18 protein-coding genes are annotated in these 20522 nt (G+C 41.8%); 9 read left to right on the top strand and 9 right to left on the bottom strand.

The window, feature by feature from the left end:
- Positions 1-6: 6 nt before the first annotated feature.
- From CWB76_RS15365 to CWB76_RS15325, 8 genes are all read right to left on the bottom strand, one after another.
- Entirely contained in the window at positions 7-543 is a 537-nt protein-coding gene (locus tag CWB76_RS15365) for a hypothetical protein (RefSeq protein WP_138608805.1), read from the bottom strand.
- Positions 544-891: 348 nt separating this feature from the next.
- Positions 892-1662, bottom strand: a complete 771-nt coding sequence (locus tag CWB76_RS15355; RefSeq protein ID WP_138608803.1) for an SDR family oxidoreductase — start codon at positions 1660-1662, stop codon at positions 892-894.
- 9 nt (positions 1663-1671) lie between these two features.
- The gene (mmsB, locus tag CWB76_RS15350) at positions 1672-2571 is read right to left on the bottom strand and encodes a 3-hydroxyisobutyrate dehydrogenase (RefSeq protein WP_138608801.1); all 900 of its coding nucleotides are present in this window, start codon (positions 2569-2571) and stop codon (positions 1672-1674) included.
- A 4-nt stretch (positions 2572-2575) separates the two neighbouring features.
- Positions 2576-3733 (bottom strand): enoyl-CoA hydratase/isomerase family protein, encoded by a 1158-nt coding sequence (locus tag CWB76_RS15345; RefSeq protein ID WP_138608799.1) that lies wholly within the window; start codon positions 3731-3733, stop codon positions 2576-2578.
- Positions 3733-4512, bottom strand: a complete 780-nt coding sequence (locus CWB76_RS15340) for an enoyl-CoA hydratase (RefSeq protein ID WP_138608797.1) — start codon at positions 4510-4512, stop codon at positions 3733-3735. Before CWB76_RS15340 ends, CWB76_RS15345 begins: the two co-directional genes overlap by 1 nt.
- Positions 4513-4522: 10 nt before the next feature.
- Positions 4523-5680, bottom strand: coding sequence for an acyl-CoA dehydrogenase family protein (locus CWB76_RS15335; RefSeq protein ID WP_010389955.1), 1158 nt, complete (start codon positions 5678-5680; stop codon positions 4523-4525).
- A gap of 119 nt (positions 5681-5799) precedes the next feature.
- Positions 5800-7290 carry a CoA-acylating methylmalonate-semialdehyde dehydrogenase gene (locus tag CWB76_RS15330; RefSeq protein WP_138608796.1) on the bottom strand — a complete coding sequence of 497 codons (1491 nt, stop codon included), beginning with the start codon at positions 7288-7290 and terminating at the stop codon, positions 5800-5802.
- Between the two features lie 72 nt (positions 7291-7362).
- Positions 7363-8544: a thiolase family protein gene (locus CWB76_RS15325; protein ID WP_138608794.1), complete on the bottom strand. Its 1182-nt coding sequence runs from the start codon at positions 8542-8544 to the stop codon at positions 7363-7365.
- Between the two features lie 329 nt (positions 8545-8873).
- On the opposite strand from CWB76_RS15325, the gene CWB76_RS15320 reads away from it, so the two are divergent.
- The 9 genes from CWB76_RS15320 (at position 8874) to CWB76_RS15280 (ending at position 18336) form a co-directional block, all read left to right on the top strand.
- The gene (locus CWB76_RS15320) at positions 8874-9308 is read left to right on the top strand and encodes a MerR family transcriptional regulator (protein ID WP_008114692.1); all 435 of its coding nucleotides are present in this window, start codon (positions 8874-8876) and stop codon (positions 9306-9308) included.
- A gap of 35 nt (positions 9309-9343) precedes the next feature.
- Complete coding sequence (locus CWB76_RS15315; protein WP_008114693.1) at positions 9344-10519, top strand: isovaleryl-CoA dehydrogenase; 1176 nt, start codon at positions 9344-9346, stop codon at positions 10517-10519.
- A 9-nt stretch (positions 10520-10528) separates the two neighbouring features.
- Positions 10529-12136, top strand: coding sequence for a carboxyl transferase domain-containing protein (locus CWB76_RS15310; RefSeq protein ID WP_138608792.1), 1608 nt, complete (start codon positions 10529-10531; stop codon positions 12134-12136).
- Positions 12137-12148: 12 nt separating this feature from the next.
- On the top strand, positions 12149-12919 hold the full coding sequence (locus CWB76_RS15305) for an enoyl-CoA hydratase/isomerase family protein (RefSeq protein WP_010389950.1): 771 nt from the start codon (positions 12149-12151) through the stop codon (positions 12917-12919).
- 8 nt (positions 12920-12927) lie between these two features.
- The gene (locus tag CWB76_RS15300; protein WP_076919548.1) at positions 12928-14910 is read left to right on the top strand and encodes an acetyl/propionyl/methylcrotonyl-CoA carboxylase subunit alpha; all 1983 of its coding nucleotides are present in this window, start codon (positions 12928-12930) and stop codon (positions 14908-14910) included.
- A gap of 1 nt (position 14911) precedes the next feature.
- Entirely contained in the window at positions 14912-15811 is a 900-nt protein-coding gene (locus CWB76_RS15295; RefSeq protein WP_138608790.1) for a hydroxymethylglutaryl-CoA lyase, read from the top strand.
- A 28-nt stretch (positions 15812-15839) separates the two neighbouring features.
- Positions 15840-16538, top strand: coding sequence for a CoA transferase subunit A (locus tag CWB76_RS15290; protein ID WP_008114703.1), 699 nt, complete (start codon positions 15840-15842; stop codon positions 16536-16538).
- 15 nt (positions 16539-16553) lie between these two features.
- The gene (locus CWB76_RS15285) at positions 16554-17210 is read left to right on the top strand and encodes a 3-oxoacid CoA-transferase subunit B (RefSeq protein WP_008114705.1); all 657 of its coding nucleotides are present in this window, start codon (positions 16554-16556) and stop codon (positions 17208-17210) included.
- Between the two features lie 247 nt (positions 17211-17457).
- The gene (locus tag CWB76_RS15280; RefSeq protein WP_138608788.1) at positions 17458-18336 is read left to right on the top strand and encodes a LysR family transcriptional regulator; all 879 of its coding nucleotides are present in this window, start codon (positions 17458-17460) and stop codon (positions 18334-18336) included.
- A 650-nt stretch (positions 18337-18986) separates the two neighbouring features.
- On the opposite strand, the gene msrA is transcribed toward CWB76_RS15280, so the two are convergent.
- On the bottom strand, positions 18987-20294 hold the full coding sequence (gene msrA / locus CWB76_RS15275) for a peptide-methionine (S)-S-oxide reductase MsrA (RefSeq protein WP_138608786.1): 1308 nt from the start codon (positions 20292-20294) through the stop codon (positions 18987-18989).
- Positions 20295-20522: the final 228 nt, after the last annotated feature.

The following is a 20522-nucleotide window of genomic DNA, read 5'->3' as shown; positions in this document are numbered from 1 at the left end:
ACCTTGTTAGCTAGCATTTCCACCATGCCTTGGCCAACCAAGGATAATTTTGGCACCAACTGCAATAGCAAGTAATGCTAATGCGAAATTCAAAATAGTTGAAAGGTTATTGTGTATTCTATCGTCGTTTTTATCTACGCCAACTTTAAGTTCACTCACTGACTCTTTAAGTGATATAACTTCCATATTCAATTGCTTTAACGCTAAAACTTTTTCAGGGTCTTTGATTACTAATTTGTTTAAATCCTCAACAAGTTGTGAATTATTTTCTGCTACTTGAGTCAGTTTTTGTAATTGCTTTGTATAATCAATTTTTTGAATACCAACAAGATCTTCTACACCATCAGTGTATAATTTTAGTTTGCTCTCTAATGTATCAATTTTATTCGTTAACTCACTCACCTTTGAATTAACAGACTTTATTTCATCAAAATTATTCTTTATATGGGTGGTAACTAAAATAAACGCTGTTATTACCGAAATGGTAATTATGATTATAGATTCCAGTAATTTTTGAATCATAGTGCCTAATACTTCAAACATACATTTCCTTGCTAGCTAACAGCTTATTAAACACCACTTTGGGGGGTTATAACACCCCAAAACGGCGTATATTACATTGCTCAATAATTCCACTAAATAACTTCAATGTTAACAAGTTATTACGCAAGTTATAATATTATCGTTGTTAAAATACACCAAAACGACTTTTAATAATGTTATTGGACAAAACACCACACACTGTCTATATATACAGCATTATTTTTTAAGTTGAATATCGTTTATGAAATCTCTGTTTCTAACCATGATTAAAATATAATGGTGGATTTAAAACTAAAAAGCACAGCTCAAAGAGCTGTGCTTTCAATAATTAAGTTAGATCTAACACAGTTATAAACGTATGCCGCCGTCTATCTCTACTACACGGCCAGTGAAAAAGTCGTTTTCGATAATATACTGAGCAGTATGGGCTATTTCAGCGGTTTCACCTAAGCGCCCTACTGGTGTTACAGCAAGCATGCGCTGTTTAGCTTCTGGCTTCATTACATCGGTCATTGCGGTGCTAATAACACCTGGGGCAATGGCGCCAACGCGAATACGAAAACGACCAAGTTCTTTAGCCCATGTAGTGGTTAGTGCCACAACCCCCGCTTTTGAGGCGGCATAGTTAGTTTGGCCAATATTACCTGCACGCGCTACACTCGACATGTTTACAATTACGCCACCTTTGCCTGATTCAATCATGTGGCTTGCAGCTTCGCGCCCTGCTAAAAATACACCTGTTAGGTTAACGTCAATCACTGATTGAAATTGATCAAGCGACATTTTTTTTACCACTTTGCCGTCTTTGGCTTTTATAAACATGCCATCGCGTAAAATGCCGGCGTTATTAATTAATACCCCAATGTGACCAAAGTCACTGTTAATGGTATTAAATACGTCTTCAACTTCGCTCTCAACGGTTACATTAGCGCTGTAGCCTTTAATAGTGCCTGTTACGCCTGCTAATGCAGATAGTTGCTCGGTTGCTTCATTTAACTGGGCTTGTGCCATATCAATTAAGGCAATATTAGCGCCCATTAAGGCAAACTTTTGCGCCATTGCAAAACCTAAGCCTTGTGCGCCACCGGTAATAACTACGGTATTATTTTTTATTTCCACGATACTTTCCTACTTCGAAAACAATTTAAAAATGGCACTAAAATCATCACTGCCTGCACCTTGGTGCTGCATCATAGTGTATAAATTTTTAGCCATTGAGCCCATTGGCGTTAGTGAATTACTTTGTTGCGCCGCTTCCATAGCAAGGCCTAAGTCTTTAGCCATTAAATCGACCATAAAGCCAGGTTTATAATTATTACTTGCAGGAGCGGTATCCATAACACCTGGGCAGGGATTATAAAGTTCTAACGTCCAATTACGACCCGAGCTTGCGCTCATTATATCGCTGAGTACTTTTGCGTCGAGACCGTTATTAATGCCCATTTGAATGGCTTCACTGGTGCCTGCCATTAAAATACTCAACAGCATATTGTTACATATTTTAGCAACTTGCCCTGCACCAATATCACCAGCATGGAAGATATTTTTACCCATATCGACTAATACAGTATTGGCTTTATCGAATGCAGTTTGCTCACCACCAACGATAAACGTAAGCGTGCCTGCCGTTGCCCCTGCTACACCACCCGATACAGGTGCATCAACAAACGCAATGCCTTGCTCGCCAAGGGCATGGCCTACATCACGAGCCGATTGTGCATCTATGGTTGAACAATCAATCACTAAGGTACTTTTACTCAGTACTTTAATTAAACCCGATTGCTCGTCTGTGCCTAAATAAAGTGATTTAACATGTTTGCTTGCCGGTAGCATGCTAATTAGCACATCAGCCTCGTGCGCACAATCACTGGCACTTTGCGCCGCATTAGCCCCATGATTCACAAGCTCTTTAACGGCCTCTGCACTTAAGTCAAAAACGCGCACACTGTGGCCTGCTTTAACTAAGTTTGCTGCCATTGGGCCGCCCATGTTTCCTAAACCAATAAATCCTATATTAAGTTTACTCATCGCTTTACCCTTGTAAATTTAGTTGTGAAAAGTACGGCTCTAGCGGATGTTGCTCGCCAAAGCGATTTGCAAAAAAGCTCTCTACTACTTCGCTTGGCACATTAGCTAAGGTTTTAAACTGCCACTGTGGCGTACCGTCTTTATCGATTAGTAAGGCACGTACACCTTCTTGAAACTCGCCCACTTCACCAGCACGAACCGACATGCCCAATTCCATTTTAAAACACTCAGCTAAGTTTTTGCCTTTGCTGTGTTTAAGCTGCTCACTCACTAAAGCACAACTTAATGGACAACCATGTGCCAACGATTTTTGTGCACGTTGTAGCCATTTGTCATCTGTGGTTAGGTTTAAAATGTAATCTACCTGCTGCTGTAACGTGTCAAACTCGCCTAACTTTTGAATTAGCGATAAGTTGGCTTTTAAATTGCCTTTAGGCATACGGCTAGAGTTGTTATCTAACTCAATAAGCAAGTTACTAAGCTTGTCGTGGTTTAAACTTGCTGTTTTACCCCATTTAGTATTGAGTAACGTTTCAACAAGCTCTGGGTATTTATCGGCATTTATAAAGTGATCGGCAAGCGATACAAGCTTAGCGTCTTCACAATTTATAGATGCCGAGGTAAGCCCTAAAAACAAACCAACATGGGCGGGCATTTTATGTAAAAAATAACTGCCACCTACATCAGGGTAAAGCCCAATGGTTTGCTCTGGCATGGCAATGCGTGATGTTTCGGTAACAACACGATGACTGGCACCGGCCATTAAACCTAAACCGCCGCCCATTACAATACCGTTACCCCAGACTAAAATGGGTTTGTTGTAGCAATGAATTAGGTAATCGAGCTGATACTCTTGAGTAAAAAACTCTTCAACCAGTGAGCTCGGTTTACCCTCACTCATTGCTTTGTGTAAGCTCACTACATCGCCACCGGCACAAAATGCTTTTTCACCAGCACCTTTAAGAACCACTAATGCAATGTTATCGTCTTTGTCCCATTGCTGTAGTTGCGGCTCGAGTAAGCTGATCATCTCAAAATTTAACGCGTTTAATGACTTAGGCGCGTTAAGCGTAGCAAAACCAATGAGTCGGCCATTGTATGTGGTTGCCGTTTCAAATACCACGGCAGCATCAGCTGAATTTAAACGGGTTAATTCAGTCATTAGCCATTCACCCAATTAGCTTTGCGTTTTTCTAAAAAGGCGTTCACGCCCTCTTGCTGATCTTCGGTATCAAATAAACCAACAAACAGTTCACGTTCCAGTGGCAATGCATTTGCCATAGGTTGATGACGCCCTTTTTGAATCAATGTTTTACATGCAGCAACCGACGATGGGCTTTGCTCTGACACTTGATTTGCCAGTTTTAGTGCTGCAGCAAAGCTTTCACCTTGTGCAACTACTTCTTCCACTAAGCCAATTTGTAGGGCTTTATCGGCTTTTAAGTGTTCACCGCATAAAATCATGCGTTTTGCCCAGCCTTCACCCACTAGCCATGCTAAGTTTTGCGTTCCACCAGCGCAGGGTAATAAACCCACTTTTGCTTCAGGCAATGCCATTTGTGCTTGCTCTTCGGCAATACGAATATCACAAGCAAGCGCTACTTCAAGCCCGCCCCCCATTGCATAGCCATTAATGGCTGCAACCGACACGCCTCTAAAATTAGTTAGCGCTTCAAACGCTTCACCAAATACACATGACATATCTGCAGCGACACCTTTGTCGCCACTGGCAAATACATTTAGGTCGGCACCGGCGCTAAAAAACTTCTCGCCTTCACCAGTCAGTACTAATGCATAAATATTTTTATTAGTGTTGAGCTGATTAACTGTGTCTTTAAGCGCCACTAAGGTGTCTTTCGTCCAGGTATTCGCTGGCGGATTCGACATAGTTAAAATAGCTACATGGCCTTCAATAGTTAACTCAATGCTAGGATTTGACATACTAATCTCCTTATAAAACTTCGCTGGCTGATTCGGCTAAGATACGACGCGCAATAATCACGCGCATAATTTCGTTAGTGCCTTCTAAAATTTGATGAACACGTACATCGCGTACGTGGCGTTCAAGTGGGTACTCTTTAATATAACCGTAGCCCCCATGAATTTGCAGCGCATCGTTACACACAGTAAAACCAACATCGGTTGCAAAGCGTTTAGCCATAGCACAATAAGTAGTTTTTTCACTGTCGTTAGTATCAAGTTTAAACGCCGCGAGTCGTACCATTTGGCGCGCTGCTACAAGCTCGGTATTCATATCGGCAATTTTAAATTGTAGCGCTTGAAATGCTGCCAATGGCTTACCAAATTGGGTACGCTCTTTTAAATACTCACGTGCAGTATTAAGTGCCGCTTGTGCAGTACCAATAGAGCAAGTTGCAATATTAATACGGCCGCCATCTAAGCCTTGCATGGCAAACTTAAAGCCTTCGCCTTCTTGGCCTAATAAGTTTGCTGCTGGAATTCGTACATCTTCAAAACTAATTAAGCGTGTTGGTTGTGCATTCCAACCCATTTTTTCTTCTGCTTTGCCGTACTCAATACCTTTGGCATCTGCTGGTACAACAAACGCTGAAATGCCACTTGGGCCATCAGCCCCTGTACGTGCCATTACAACTAAAATTTCTGTTTCACCAGCGCCAGAAATAAACATTTTTGAGCCGTTAATAACATACTCATCGCCATCGCGAACTGCTTTAGTTTTTAATGACGCAGCATCAGAGCCAGAGCCTGGCTCAGTTAAACAGTAAGAGGCTAACAACTCACCCATTACCAATTGCTCAACGTATTTGTCTTTTACTGCATCGGTGCCAAAGCTTGCGATCATCCAGGTTGCCATATTATGAATGGTCAGCATAGCCGTAGTTGCTGTACAACCCAGTGCAAGTTGCTCAAAAATAATGCTTGAATCTAAACGAGATAAACCTAAGCCACCGGCTTCTTCTGGCGTGTATAAGCCACAAAAGCCAAGCTCACCAGCGGCTTTAATGGTGTCTTTTGGGAAAATATGTTCGCGATCCCACTTAGCTGCATGTGGTGCTAGTTCAGATTCTGCGAATTGGCGCGCCGTTTGCGCAAAAGCTTGTTGATCTTCAGATAAGTTAAAGTCCATGGTAGACCTCTTGTTGTGTTTTGTTTGTTGTCGGTGCATCCCATAACGGGAGTTATTAGTGAGGAGCGACAACATTATGTGTTGTGCCCCTCTTTTTTATTAATTATGCGGTTAAACTGTTACTTAAGATTAATACTCATATTTGGACCTGAAGCGATATCATCTTCAAACCAGCGAGAAGTAATGGTTTTGGTTTCTGTGTAAAAACGAATACCTTGTTTACCATACGTGTGAGTATCGCCGTAGAATGAGCCTTTCCAACCCGTGAACGAGAAAAATGGTAAAGGCACGGGAATTGGCACATTAATACCCACTTGGCCTACTTCAATTTCGTGTTGGAATTTACGCGCAGCCGCACCACTTGAGGTGAATAATGAAGTACCGTTGCCGTAAGGGCTCTCGTTAATAAGCGCAATGGCTTCTTCAAGGGTATCAACAAACATACACGCCAATACTGGGCCAAAAATCTCTTCTTTGTACAAGTTCATATCTTTGGTTACATCAGTAAATAACGTAGGACCTACCCAGTTACCTTGCTCGTAACCTTCAACGCTAAAATCAGAGCCATCAATTAAACAAGTAGCGCCTTGTGCTTTACCATCAGCAATCAGTGATAAAATACGTGCTTTTGCAGCAGGCGATGTTTGTGGGCCATAAGCCGCATCAGCATCATCCCAAACACCTGGGCGTACAGCTTCAAAGCCTGCTTTAATTTCATCAACCCAGTCTTTTGCTTGACCAACAAATACAGCCACAGAAATACCCATACAGCGCTGACCTGCTGCACCTACAGAGGCACCCACAAGGTTATTAACAACATGCGATTTACTCGCATCAGGCATAATTACCATGTGGTTTTTAGCGCCAACACACGCCTGAACACGTTTTAAGTTTTGTGTGCCTTTAGAGTAGATGTATGCACCTACACCACATGAACCCACAAATGAAATAGCACGAACGGCTTTGTCTTCTAATAAGCGGTCAACTTGTGGTTTTGTACCATGTACTACTTGTAACACGCCTTTTGGTGCACCGGCTTCAATAAATAGCTCAGCTAAGCGCATAGGAGTAAGTGGATCTTGCTCAGAGGGTTTTAAAATAAAGGTGTTACCACACACAATTGCCAGTGGGAACATCCACAATGGGATCATTGCTGGAAAGTTAAATGGCGTAATACCTGCACATACACCCAGTGGTTGCATGTAAGAATACGTATCGATTTTGCGCGCAACGTTTTCCATGGTTTCACCCATCATTAACGACGGCGCATTAGCAGCTTGTTCAACTACCTCAATACCACGCCACACATCACCTTTTGCATCTTCAAACGTTTTGCCTAGCTCATGACAAATAATAGTGGCTAGTTCATCATGGTTTTCTTTTAATAGCGCCGCGTATTTCATCATAATGCGCGCACGCTCAGTAATAGGCACATCTTTCCATGTTTTAAATGTTTCGCTTGCTGATGCAATCGCAGCATCCATCTCTGCGTCTGTAGCGCATGGCACTTGCGCGAGCACTTCTTGATTAGCTGGGTTTACAACATCAATTAATTCATTTGACGTTGACTGAACGAACTCGCCGTTAATTAGTAAAGGTACTTGGTGCATAATAAATCCTATTGAGTCAATTTAATTGCCGCAGCGCTGTGATTGTTATAGTTGCTGCGGCTTTGTTATCAGTTAAAGTGCTTCGACTGCCATAGCAACGGCTTCACCGCCACCTATACACAAAGACGCAACGCCTTTTTTGAGGCCTCGGTTTTTAAGCGCATGAATAAGTGTTACTAAAATACGTGCGCCACTAGCACCAATTGGGTGGCCTAGTGCACACGCACCACCATTCACGTTTACTTTGCTTTCATCGAGCTTTAATTCGTTAATAGCCAGCATAGTGACCATGGCAAACGCTTCATTAATTTCCCATAAATCAACATCGGCGGTTGTCCAGCCAGCTTTTTCAAGCACGCTGTTCATTGCGCCCACTGGGGCTACGGTAAATTCACTTGGTTTTTGAGAGTGAGTGCTATGAGCAACAATTCTACAAAGTGGTGTTAAACCTTCAGCTTTTGCTTTTGATTCACTCATTAGTATTAGCGCAGCACCACCATCTGAAATAGACGATGAATTAGCGGCAGTAATAGTGCCGTCTTTTTTAAATGCAGCTCTTAAGCTTGGAATTTTTTCAGGGCGTGCGTTGCCAGGTTGCTCATCAATTAAAACGGTGATGTCACCCTTACGCGTTTTAATAGTGTGCGGTGTAATCTCGTTATCAAACCACCCATTGTCTATGGCTGCGTTTGCTTTACTTAATGAACCCAGTGCAAACGTATCCATTTGCTCACGACCAATACCGTATTCATCGGCTGTGTCTTGAGCAAAGCATCCCATTGCTTTATTGTCGTAGGCGTCTTCTAGGCCATCACTCATCATGTGATCTTTAATTTCGCCATGTCCCATACGCATACCGCCACGGGCTTTAGGAATAAAGTAAGGTGCATTGGTCATGCTTTCCATACCACCAGCGATTGCTGATTCAATAGAACCTGCTTTAATAAGGTCATTCGCTAACATCGCTGCTTTTAATCCAGAGCCACATACTTTATTAATAGTGGTAGCGCCGGTGCTTAGTGCAAGCCCCGCTTTAAGCATAGCTTGACGTGCAGGCGCTTGGCCTAAACCGGCTGGCAATACGCAGCCCATAATTACTTCATCAATTGCATCATTGCTTAAACCCGTTTGAGCAAGTGCTCCTGCAATGGCCGTAGCACCTAATTCGGTAGACTGCGCATCACTTAGTGCGCCCATAAATCCACCCATTGGGGTGCGTTTTGCTGCTACAATTACAACGCTTTCGAAAGACATAAAAGGCTCCATTTTCAATTAACGCAAACATGTTTTATTATGTTTAGCTTAATGTTTAAACTAATCTGATAAATACGAGCATACATAAAATTTACGTTTACGCCAACGTAAATCTAAAATCAACTTTCTAATTAGTGTAAAAACTGTAAAGTTAGCTTGCTAAAAATTTATTACATACTGTCTAACTGGCTTATAACGTTTATAAACACTCAACTTCTGCTGCATTTCCGCTTTTATTTTATACGTCTAAAGTATAACAACCAGATCGCACTTTACCTTTACGTAAACTTCACTTATATTGGAGTTATTCGAATGAGGTAAACATTACAATGAAATCAGATAATCAAACAAACTTTGCAAATTCAGCCAACGAGCCGGCTAAAAACGAACAAACTTTTAGCATTAGTGAATTGGCTAAAGAATTTGATATTACCACCCGCTCTATCCGTTTCTACGAAGACCAAGGGTTAATATCGCCAGAGCGCAATGGTCAAACACGTATTTACTCAAAGCGCGACAAGGTACGCCTTAAGCTAATACTGCGCGGTAAACGTTTAGGTTTCACCTTAGCTGAAACAGGTCGTTTGTTTGAACTGTATGATGCTGATAAATCAAGTGCAAAACAGTTAGTTACTATGCTTGATCTTATCAGTGAGAAAAAAGCCGATCTTTCACAACAGATGGATGACATTAAAGTGGTTCTTATGGAACTGGTCACCGCTGAACGTCGCTGTCGCGACACGCTTAGCAAAATAGATGAATAAAATATAACAACGTCATCAACACACAGGAATTAATCATGAGCACTATTTCACTATATAAAGAAATGAACTTTGGCCTTGGCGAAACTGCAGATATGATCCGCAGTCACGTAAACAGCTTTGCCAGTCAAGAAATTGCCCCACTAGCTGAAAAAACTGACCTTGATAATGCGTTCCCCAATGAACTTTGGCCGCAAATGGGTGAAATGGGCGTTTTAGGCATGACCGTCGATGAAGAATTTGGCGGTGCGGGTTTAGGTTATTTAGAGCACGTTATTGCCATGGAAGAAATTAGCCGTGCAAGTGCCTCTATTGGTTTAAGTTACGGTGCGCATTCAAACCTGTGTGTTAATCAAATAAACCGCAATGGTTCACAAGCACAAAAAGAAAAATACTTACCTAAACTAATTAGTGGCGAGCACATTGGTGCGCTGGCTATGAGTGAGCCTAACGCGGGCTCTGATGTTGTTTCTATGAAACTCAAAGCAGAGAAAAAAGGCGATAAGTACATTTTAAACGGTAATAAAATGTGGATCACTAATGGCCCCGACGCAGATACACTGGTAATTTATGCAAAAACAGATTTAAACGCCGGTGCTAAAGGGATTACAGCCTTTATTGTAGAAAAAACATTCCCTGGTTTTTCAACCGCACAAAAGCTCGACAAACTCGGCATGCGTGGTTCAAATACCTGTGAATTGGTATTTGAAAACTGTGAAGTACCCGAAGAAAATATTTTAGGTAACTTAAACGAAGGCGTTAAGGTACTTATGAGTGGCCTTGATTATGAGCGTGTTGTTTTAGCGGCTGGCCCACTTGGCATAATGCAAGCGTGTATGGATATTGTTGTGCCTTACATCCATGAGCGTAAGCAATTTGACAGCCCTATTGGTCAATTTCAGTTAATACAAGGCAAAATTGCTGATATGTATACACAAATGAACGCAGCTCGCTCATATGTGTACACAGTAGCAAAAGCATGTGATCGCGGCGAAACCACCCGTAAAGACGCTGCTGGCGCAATTTTATATGCTGCTGAGCTTGCAACTAAAATGGCATTAGACGCAATTCAAATTTTAGGCGGTAATGGTTATATAAATGAATACGCAACAGGTCGCTTGCTGCGTGATGCAAAATTATATGAAATTGGTGCAGGCACCTCAGAAATACGCCGTATGTTAATTGGTCGCGAATTATTCACTGAAAGCCGCTAAGGATTAGTTATGACGATTTTAAAATCGAGCGTTAATCCGCATGATCCAAATTTTGTGCAAAATCACAACAACATGTCGGCGCTAGTGGATGATTTACGCAGTAAAGCAGCAACAATACGTTTAGGCGGCGGCGCTGCGCTAAAAGAGCGCCATGAAGGCCGCGGTAAATTGTTTGTCCGTGACCGTATTACCACTTTGCTAGATGAAGGCTCGCCATTTTTAGAAATATCGCAATTTGCTGCCTTTGGCGTTTATGAACAAGATATTCCTTGTGCCGGTGTGGTTGCAGGTATTGGTCGCGTTAAAGGCGTCGAATGTATGGTGATTGCTAATGATGCGACAGTAAAAGGCGGCACCTATTTCCCGCTGACTGTTAAAAAGCATTTACGCGCTCAAGACATCGCCGAACGTTGTCATTTACCGTGTATTTATTTAGTTGACTCAGGTGGCGCAAACTTACCTGAGCAAGACGACGTATTCCCTGACAAACTGCATTTTGGTCGTATTTTTTACAACCAAGCGCGTATGTCGGGTAAAGGCATTCCACAAATTGCTGTGGTTATGGGGTTATGTACTGCCGGTGGCGCGTATGTTCCTGCTATGGCCGATGAAAGTATTATTGTAAAAGAGCAAGGCACTATCTTTTTAGCTGGTCCGCCGCTGGTAAAAGCTGCCACCGGTGAAGTAGTTACTGCAGAAGAGCTTGGTGGCGCCGATGTACACTGTAAAACATCAGGTGTGGCCGATCATTACGCTGAAAACGATGCTCATGCGTTGTCGATTGCTCGCCAATGTATTGAACGAATTAACTATTCACGGCCTACCTCACCATTACTCGAAGAAGTAAAAGCCCCTCGTTATGATATTAACGAACTTTACGGCATTGTCGGTACTGATCTTAAAAAGCCATTTGATGTCCGTGAGGTCATTGCACGTACTGTTGATGACTCATCGTTTGATGAATTTAAACGCTACTTTGGTGAAACACTGGTAACAGGTTTTGCCAGCATTTATGATCATCCCGTAGGCATAGTGGCCAACAACGGTATTTTATTTAGTGAGTCAGCGCAAAAAGGCGCGCACTTTATTCAACTATGTGCTCAGCGCAACATTCCACTGGTATTTTTACAAAACATCACTGGCTTTATGGTTGGTAAAAAATATGAGTCTGAAGGCATTGCTAAACACGGCGCTAAAATGGTGATGGCTGTATCGTGTGCCGATGTACCCAAATTTACTATTTTAATCGGTGGCTCATACGGTGCAGGTAACTATGGTATGTGTGGCCGAGCATTTGAACCGACCATGATGTGGATGTGGCCGAATGCCCGTATTTCAGTTATGGGTGGTGAACAAGCCGCTGGTGTAATGGCGCAAGTAAAACAAGATGGTTTAGCCCGCAAAGGCGAAAGCATGAGCGAGCAACAAATTAGCGATTTTAAAAAGCCAATCATCGATCAATACGAACAGCAAGGTCATCCTTATTATGCCAGTGCCCGTTTGTGGGATGATGGAATTATTGACCCTGCTGATACACGCAATGTTCTAGGGCTTGCACTTAGCGCAGCTAAAAATGCTCCTGAGCGTGAATCAAAATTTGGCGTATTTAGAATGTAATGGGAGCTTAAAATGTCAGTAACACTACAAATAACAAAATCTAATGTGGCTGTACTTGTTTTAAGTCGCCCAGAAAAACGCAATGCCTTTAATAGCGACGTTATCCATGAGCTTATTCAATGTATTGAACATGCTAATACGCTCGATATTCGTGCCCTTGTATTAAAAACTGAGGGTAAACACTTTTCAGCCGGTGCCGATTTAGCCTGGATGAAATCGATGGCAGATAACAACTATAACGATAATTTGGCCGATTCGATGCAGCTGGCTAAGCTAATGCAAGTATTAGCACAAAGCCCACACCCTACTATTTGTGCGGTACAAGGCGCAGCATTTGGTGGCGCATTGGGCTTAATTGCTTGCTGTGATATCGCGCTCAGTAAAGACGACGCTCAATTTTGTTTAAGTGAAGTTAAATTAGGTTTAATTCCTGCTGTTATAAGCCCTTATGTAATAAAAGCTATTGGTGAACGCGCTGCTCGTCGTTACTTCTTAACGGCTGAGGTATTTGATGCGCATACGGCTAAACAGCTGGGGCTAGTTCACCAAATTACAGGGAATTTAGACTGTGCACTGGATAACCTATTACAAACGCTGATAGATAATGGCCCGGTAGCGGTTAAAGCAGCTAAAGCGCTTATTAATGATGTGGCAAACAAAGAAATCGATAACGAAATAATTGCGCTCACTGCAGAACGTATAGCCAAAATTCGTGTATCAGACGAAGGTCAAGAAGGTCTAACTGCCTTTTTTGAAAAACGCCCTCCCCAATGGCAACTCTAGGACGCATTATGAACACAGTACACTTACAAAAAATTCTGATTGCTAATCGCGGAGAGATTGCTTGTCGTATTATGCGAACAGCAAAGCAAATGGGCTTGACCACAGTTGCGGTTTATTCAGATGCAGATAAAAACGCTCAACATGTGAAAATGGCGGATGAAGCCTACCATATTGGTGCAGCGCCGAGTAAAGACTCATACCTAGTTGCAGATAAAATACTTAACGTTGCCAAAATGAGTGGCGCCGATTGTATTCATCCTGGTTATGGATTTTTATCTGAAAACAGCGAATTTGCTAATGTTTGTGAAGCCAATAACATTGCCTTTATTGGGCCACCAGCAAGTAGCATAGAAGCTATGGGCTCTAAAACCCGTGCAAAAGAAATTATGGCAGCCGCTAATGTTCCTTTGGTGCCAGGTTATTATGGCGATAAACAAGACCCTAGCTTTTTACAAGCTGAGGCTGAAAAAATTGGCTACCCTGTGCTTATCAAAGCGGCCTTTGGTGGCGGTGGTAAGGGCATGCGTATAGTTTCAAAAGCCAGTGAGTTTATAAGCGCATTAGAAGGTGCTAAACGTGAAGCTACTGCCGGTTTTGGTAATGATCTGGTTTTGCTTGAGCGTTATGTTGACCAACCACGCCATGTTGAAGTGCAAGTATTTGCTGATAACTATGGCAACTGTGTGTATTTAGGTGATCGTGATTGTTCATTGCAGCGTCGGCATCAAAAAGTGATTGAAGAAGCGCCTGCCCCCGGTTTATCAGACTCATTGCGAAAAGAAATGGGCGAAGCCGCGGTAAGATGTGCCCTAGCAATTGACTACCGAGGCGCTGGCACTGTGGAATTTTTACTCTGTGGTGATGAGTTCTTTTTCATGGAAATGAATACTCGCTTGCAAGTAGAGCACCCAGTGAGTGAAATGGTCACCGGCGTTGATTTAGTTAATTGGCAAATTAATGTAGCCAGTGGTTTAGCGTTACCTTTAGCGCAAGCAGATATTCAGCTACAAGGCCACAGCTTTGAAGCACGTATTTACGCTGAAGATCCAAGTAATGACTTTATTCCGTGCTCTGGCACTATTGAGGCACTATATACGCCCGCTAACAGTGAATATGTTCGTATTGATACTGGTATTGCCCAAGGTGATGAAATAAGCCCGTATTACGATCCAATGATTGCCAAACTGATTGTTCATGATGATAACCGCGACCAAGCACTTTCCCGTTTACAACAAGCATTAACACAATTTCATTTAGCCGGATTTAGCACTAATATCAGCTTTTTATATAATTTAGCGATTCATCCACGCTTTAAACAAGGTGCTCCAAGCACCCACTTTATTGCAGAGCAAGGTGAAGCGTTAGTTACTATTGACCCGTCTTTATTACAAACTAGCCGCTTAATTGCAGGTTTTGCGTATTTAGCATCACTTGGTAGTAATACAAGTAGTGCAAATCCATGGCAACAATTACATGGGTTTAGTTTAAATGCGCCGCAACAAGTTAACATTCCATTTAGCGATACCCCCTTAAACGCAATAAAAACCGCGCAGGGCTATAGCATGACCATTAATGACAACACCTTTGAAGTGCAAGGTGAGTTAACTAATGGCTACTGCAACGTATCGATTAATGGCGCTAAACACACTGCGCATGTTAGCCACGTTGATAATGCCATTACTGTAATGAACCAAGCACTGCAAACTAAGTTTGAATGTGTTGATAAACATTTCATCAGCTCACATGAAAATGAGGCATTACCTCTTGCTGCGCCACTTAATGGTACTGTAGTTAAACACTTGTTAGAGGTGGGAAGCACTATTACTAAAGGCGATGCAGTGGTTATAATTGAAGCAATGAAAATGGAATACACGCTTAATGCCCCACATGATGGCGTATTAAAAAGTTACTGTTTTGCTGAGGGTGAACTGGTAAGCCATGGCGCTTTACTGGCCATAGTTGAAGACACAACTGCAGAGGAACCCGCTTAATATGAGTTCATTATTACCTAAAGCAGTGCGCATTGTTGAAGTGGGCGCCAGAGATGGACTTCAAAATGAAGCCGCTGTAGAAACTGCTGATAAAATAACGCTTATTAACGCACTCGCCGCTGCAGGCATAAAAGACATAGAAGCTGGTGCGTTTGTCTCACCTAAATGGGTGCCACAAATGGCAGACTCTAGTGAAGTAATAAGCGCACTTAATTTACCTGAGGTTAATCTCAGTGCCCTTACCCCTAATTTAAAAGGGGCAGAGGCAGCAGATGCTGTAGGTATTAAAGAATTTGCAATATTTACCGCAGCGAGCGAAGCATTTTGCCAAAAAAATATTAATTGCTCTATTGAGCAAAGTTTGGCGCGTTTTAGTGAAGTTATGGCTTTTGCAAAGGCGAATAACATTCGCGTACGCGGTTATGTAAGTTGTGTGTTAGGTTGCCCGTATGAGGGAGATGTTGACCCTCATACTGTACTGGCTGTTGCTGCTAAACTCTTAAAAATGGGCTGTTATGAAATTAGCCTAGGTGACACCATAGGTATTGGCACACCCGCTAAAGTAATAGAGCTACTTACATTGCTACTTAAACATATTGATAAATCTAAACTTGCTGTACATTTTCATGACACATACGGGCAAGCGCTCACAAATATTTACGCTGCGCTAAACCTTGGTATAGCAACGGTTGACAGTGCTGTTGCCGGCCTTGGTGGCTGCCCATATGCCAAAGGCGCGTCAGGAAATGTTGCCACCGAAGATGTTGTATACTTACTGCAAGGGCTTGGCATTGAGCATGGAATTGATTTACAAAGGCTTGCTGAGGCAGGTTGGCAAATTACGAGTGCACTGAACAAACAACCTGCTAGCAAGGTTTCTGCAGCATTACAAGCACAATAATTATATAGCACAGAATGAGGAGTGACTCATGGCCGGTTTTGATAAAGTAGTTTCTAGTTATGAAGCTGCAATGGAAGGTTTAAAAGACGGCGATACAATAATAGCCGGTGGTTTTGGCTTATGTGGTATCCCTGAGGGGCTAATTGCCCAAATTAAAAAAATGCAAACTAAAGAATTAACTGTTGTTTCCAATAACTGTGGTGTTGATGACTTTGGTTTAGGGCTGTTACTGCACGACAAGCAAATTAAAAAAGTAGTCGCATCATACGTTGGTGAAAATGCATTGTTTGAGCAGCAGCTACTCAGTGGCGAGATTGATGTAGAACTTACACCACAAGGTACTCTTGCTGAAAAAATGCGTGCTGGTGGTGCAGGAATACCTGCTTTTTACACAGCCACAGGTTACGGCACACCGGTTGCTGAGGGTAAAGAAGTAAAAGAATTTAACGGTCGCCCTTATATTTTAGAAGAGTCAATTACCGGTGAATTCGCTATTGTAAAAGCATGGAAAGCGGATCGCTACGGCAACTTAGTATTTCGTCATACAGCCATGAACTTCAATCCAATGGCGGCTACTGCGGGTAAAATTACCGTTGCAGAAGTAGAGGAAATTGTTGAGCCAGGCGAACTTGAACCAAGCCAAATACATACGCCAGGAATTTTTGTTAACCGCGTTATAAAAGGTAACTTTGAAAAACGCATTGAACGTGTTACCACACGAGATTAAGCAGGAGCACTAACAATGGCATTATCACGTGAACAAGTCGCAATGCGCGTAGCTCAAGAGTTACAAGATGGGTTTTATGTTAATTTGGGCATTGGTATTCCGACACTCGTCGCAAACTATGTACCCGATGGCATAGAAGTTATGCTACAGTCCGAAAATGGTCTTTTAGGCATGGGCGAATACCCTACTAAAGCCACTGTTGATGCGGATATGATCAACGCGGGTAAAGAAACCGTGACGGCAGCTACCGGTGCAGCTATATTTAATAGTGCAGATAGTTTTGCCATGATACGGGGTGGTCATGTAGACTTAACCGTTCTGGGCGCGTTTGAGGTAGACCAAAACGGTTCTATAGCCTCATGGATGATCCCTAAAAAATTAATTAAAGGCATGGGCGGAGCGATGGATTTAGTCGCCGGTGCAAAAAACATTATTGTGACCATGACCCATGCCAGTAAACACGGCGACTCTAAGTTATTAGAAAGCTGTACGTTACCGCTAACGGGCGTTAACTGTGTTAAAAAAATAGTTACTGATTTAGCCGTTCTAGAAGTAAAAGACGGCGCATTTCATTTACTAGAACGCGCACCAGGCGTATCAGTTGATGAAATTATTAGCAAAACGGCAGGTAAATTGCTAGTTAATGGTGATATTCCTGAGATGGTGTTTTAAACCACTCATAATTTCACCCTGTACCGACCTCATTCCCAGTGCCAATGGCGCTGAGTTACCCAAAATCCCTCGTAAGAGGGATTTTTTTTGTCTATATTTTAGTTTTTGCACTATAGTGACAATTTAACGCACCACTTAGGTGAATTCGACCTAATAAAATAAATAAATTGCTGATATAGTTAGTTTTTATTTTTGGTTTAATTATTGCTTATTACTAGGCGATTGAAATAACTTTATACTGGATACCATGCAAACACCTATTCGCGGCCTTCGCTCTTTTTGTTTTGCCGCAAAAAGCTTAAGTTTTAAACATGCTGCTAAAGAGCTTTACTTAACGCCCTCGGCTGTAAGCCACCAAATTAAACAGCTAGAAGAGCAGCTAGGCATTGATTTATTTCAAAGACAAACTCGCTCTATTAGTTTAACGCCTGCAGGTAAAAACTTTTTTGAAGCAATTTATCCAATTATAAATATGCTAGAGAGCACCATTAATGAATTTAGTCAGTTACAACAAAATGTAAACTTAACCATTACCCTGCCCGAATTTTTTGCCAGTGAATTGTTAATGCCTAAGCTCAGTGAATGGACCAGCGAGCACCCTAATATTAATTTACACATGGATACCCTCAAAACGCGCAAAGAACTAACTCGCCAAAGTGATTTATCTATAATTTTATCTTCAAGTAAACCGCTTGATGGACTGGCTACTGAGTTATTTAATTTAGAATATATTCCAGCGTGTAATAAAAAACTACTTGAACAATGGCAAAACGATCATTGCCAAGCGCTTAATCAAGTGCCGCTTATTGTGCATAAAGCACGGCCTTGGGCTTGGCATCAGTGGGCAGAAAAAGTTGGGATTGATGACTTTTCACCAACACAAAACATTCAAATAGATAGTATGTTTGGTGTAGCAAGAGCGGCGCAGCAAGGAATGGGTATTGCACTTATTCCTCTACCAATTAGCCAAAGCTGGCTGGATGAGCAATGGCTTTATAAACTGTTTGAACAACCCCTTACCACCAAAGATAAATACTACTTGGTACAACATGGCTCTAGTACGGCAAACCACCCGCTCGATTTGTTTGCAAAATGGGTAATTAACACCTTCAGACAAACAAAATGACTATTAATTAAACGCCCCCTACATGGGCGTTTAATTATTTACGACCTTTTTAAAATATTTTTTCGTGTCTCACGCAAACCTAAAAAACAAAATATAAACAGCATTATCAATAACTTGCACAACCTTCTATTAACTAAGTTTATAGATTAGATTTTTTCACTTATTAGTTTTGTTTTTATCGCTTGTCGAAATTGAGTAAAAGCTCTAAAGTTAACTCAACAAATCAGCAACGACCAAAAATAATAAAACGCGTTACTGAAACCAAATTTAATTAGTTTGTAACAACAAGCTAGTACAAAAGAATCTTTATTGTGTGTGAAGATGTTGTCAGTGTAAAAAACAGCTCAAGTTCGGTGGTGACTTAGCTTGGGTTGTTTTTATTTTACGCTTACACCCGCCAATAAATATAAGAATCTTTATTGTGTGTGAAGATGTTGTCAGTGTAAAAAGCAACTCAAGTCCGGTGGTGACTGAGCTTGAGTTGTTTTTATTTACATTCACATCAGCAACAATAATTCAGCATTAGTTTTTACTAATACAACCCCCCCGAATCTTTATTGTGTATGAAGATGTTGTCAATTGAAATGCAGCGACCTTATTTAAGTATCGCTGCTTTTTTTTACTTTAAATTTGCTTGAAAGCTAATAAGTTTAAACATCATCTGATCTGTTTATTTCATCGCGAGCAACAAATTCTAATACAGTGGCATTAATACAATATCTATCTTGACCATTTGGCCCTTCACCCGGGAATAAATGCCCTAAATGAATCCCGGTACTTTTAGACTTAAGCTCAATACGTTGCATTCCCCAACTGTTATCTTCATGCTGCGTTACGCTGTCTTTTACAGGGTGTGTAAACGACAACCAGCCAGTACCCGAATTAAACCTGTCGCGGGTATCAAACAAGGGTTCACCACTGAGTTTATCGATAAAAATGCCATCGGGGGTATTTTTAAAAATAGCGTATTCTTTGCAATATGGGCTGTCGGTTTTAGCGTTAAACGCTACTTTATAAGCTTCACTGTCACCGAGTTTAAATGCCCCTAGCGCTTTATAAAACAGTTCGGCATCCATATAACCTTGGCGAGAATACACTTCTACTCCATCTTCTAAAAATAGTATGGTGGGTGTAGCCCACGTAGCCGATTTGATGGTTAAGCCATTGAGCTGATCAGCATGGCGAAATGTCATTGGTATTGTGCCTTTATAGTCATTAGCTACCGCCGCTTTAAATTTTTCACAGTAAGGGCAGTAATCGCGAGAATCTAAAATAACAATTTGTTTGCCAGTCAACAATGCAGTGTTATCAACCTGCTGCTTTTCATCTTGACTAAAAACAACGCCGGTTGAATGGTCTGGGCAATAACCGTTTGGATTTTTTTCAAGATAATTTTGATGATACTCTTCTGCAGAGTAAAAGCGCTCAAGTGGCTTAATTTGTGTAGCAATTGTTCCATAACCTGCTTCGGTGAGTAACTGCTGATACTGCTGTGTTACCGCAAGCGCGGTGTTTGCTTGCTCGTCACTTGTAGTTAAAATAATAGAGCGATATTGTGTGCCTACATCATTACCTTGGCGGTTTTTTTGAGTCGGATCGTGGCTTTCGTAATAATTTTGCAGCAGCTCTTTTGCCGAAATAATATTGCTATTAAATGTAACCTGCACCACTTCGGCATAGTTATCTTCATCGAAACGACGCGATAGCTTAGTTATATTCCTGTAGGTTGGTTTAAACCCATGCCCATCGGCATAGCCCGACTCTGCATCGAGTACCCCATTTAGTGCTTCGTAGCGTTTTTCTGCCCCCCAAAAACAGCCCGAGCCAAGCACTAGCTTTTCTACATGCATAGTGGCATCTAACTCACTGGATTTAGTTACCTCATCTGACGAGATAGCGCTCATCGTACTTAGTAATCCCAACATAGCAAATGTAGCTAATATTAACCCCTTAAACATACGATTACCTCTTAGTTTTAGTTACTCTAGGGTCTGTTGACCTTCCAAGGTTAAATTTGCAGCAGTCTGTTTGGTGTTTAGGCAAGGCAGAGCCTATGTGGTGTGGTTATTCCCCATAAATAGGCGATAACGCAGCATCAATGCCAAACAGGCGCTGCCCGAAGGGTTCTGCCTAGGGGCGATTTACTCTTTGTTGCTCGGTTTTTACTTAGCCCACTAGGTGACAAA

The organism is Pseudoalteromonas sp. S1609 (genome assembly GCF_005887255.1).
In the GTDB taxonomy this organism is placed as follows: Bacteria; Pseudomonadota; Gammaproteobacteria; order Enterobacterales; family Alteromonadaceae; genus Pseudoalteromonas.
This window is presented reverse-complemented; position numbering and strand designations above follow the sequence as displayed.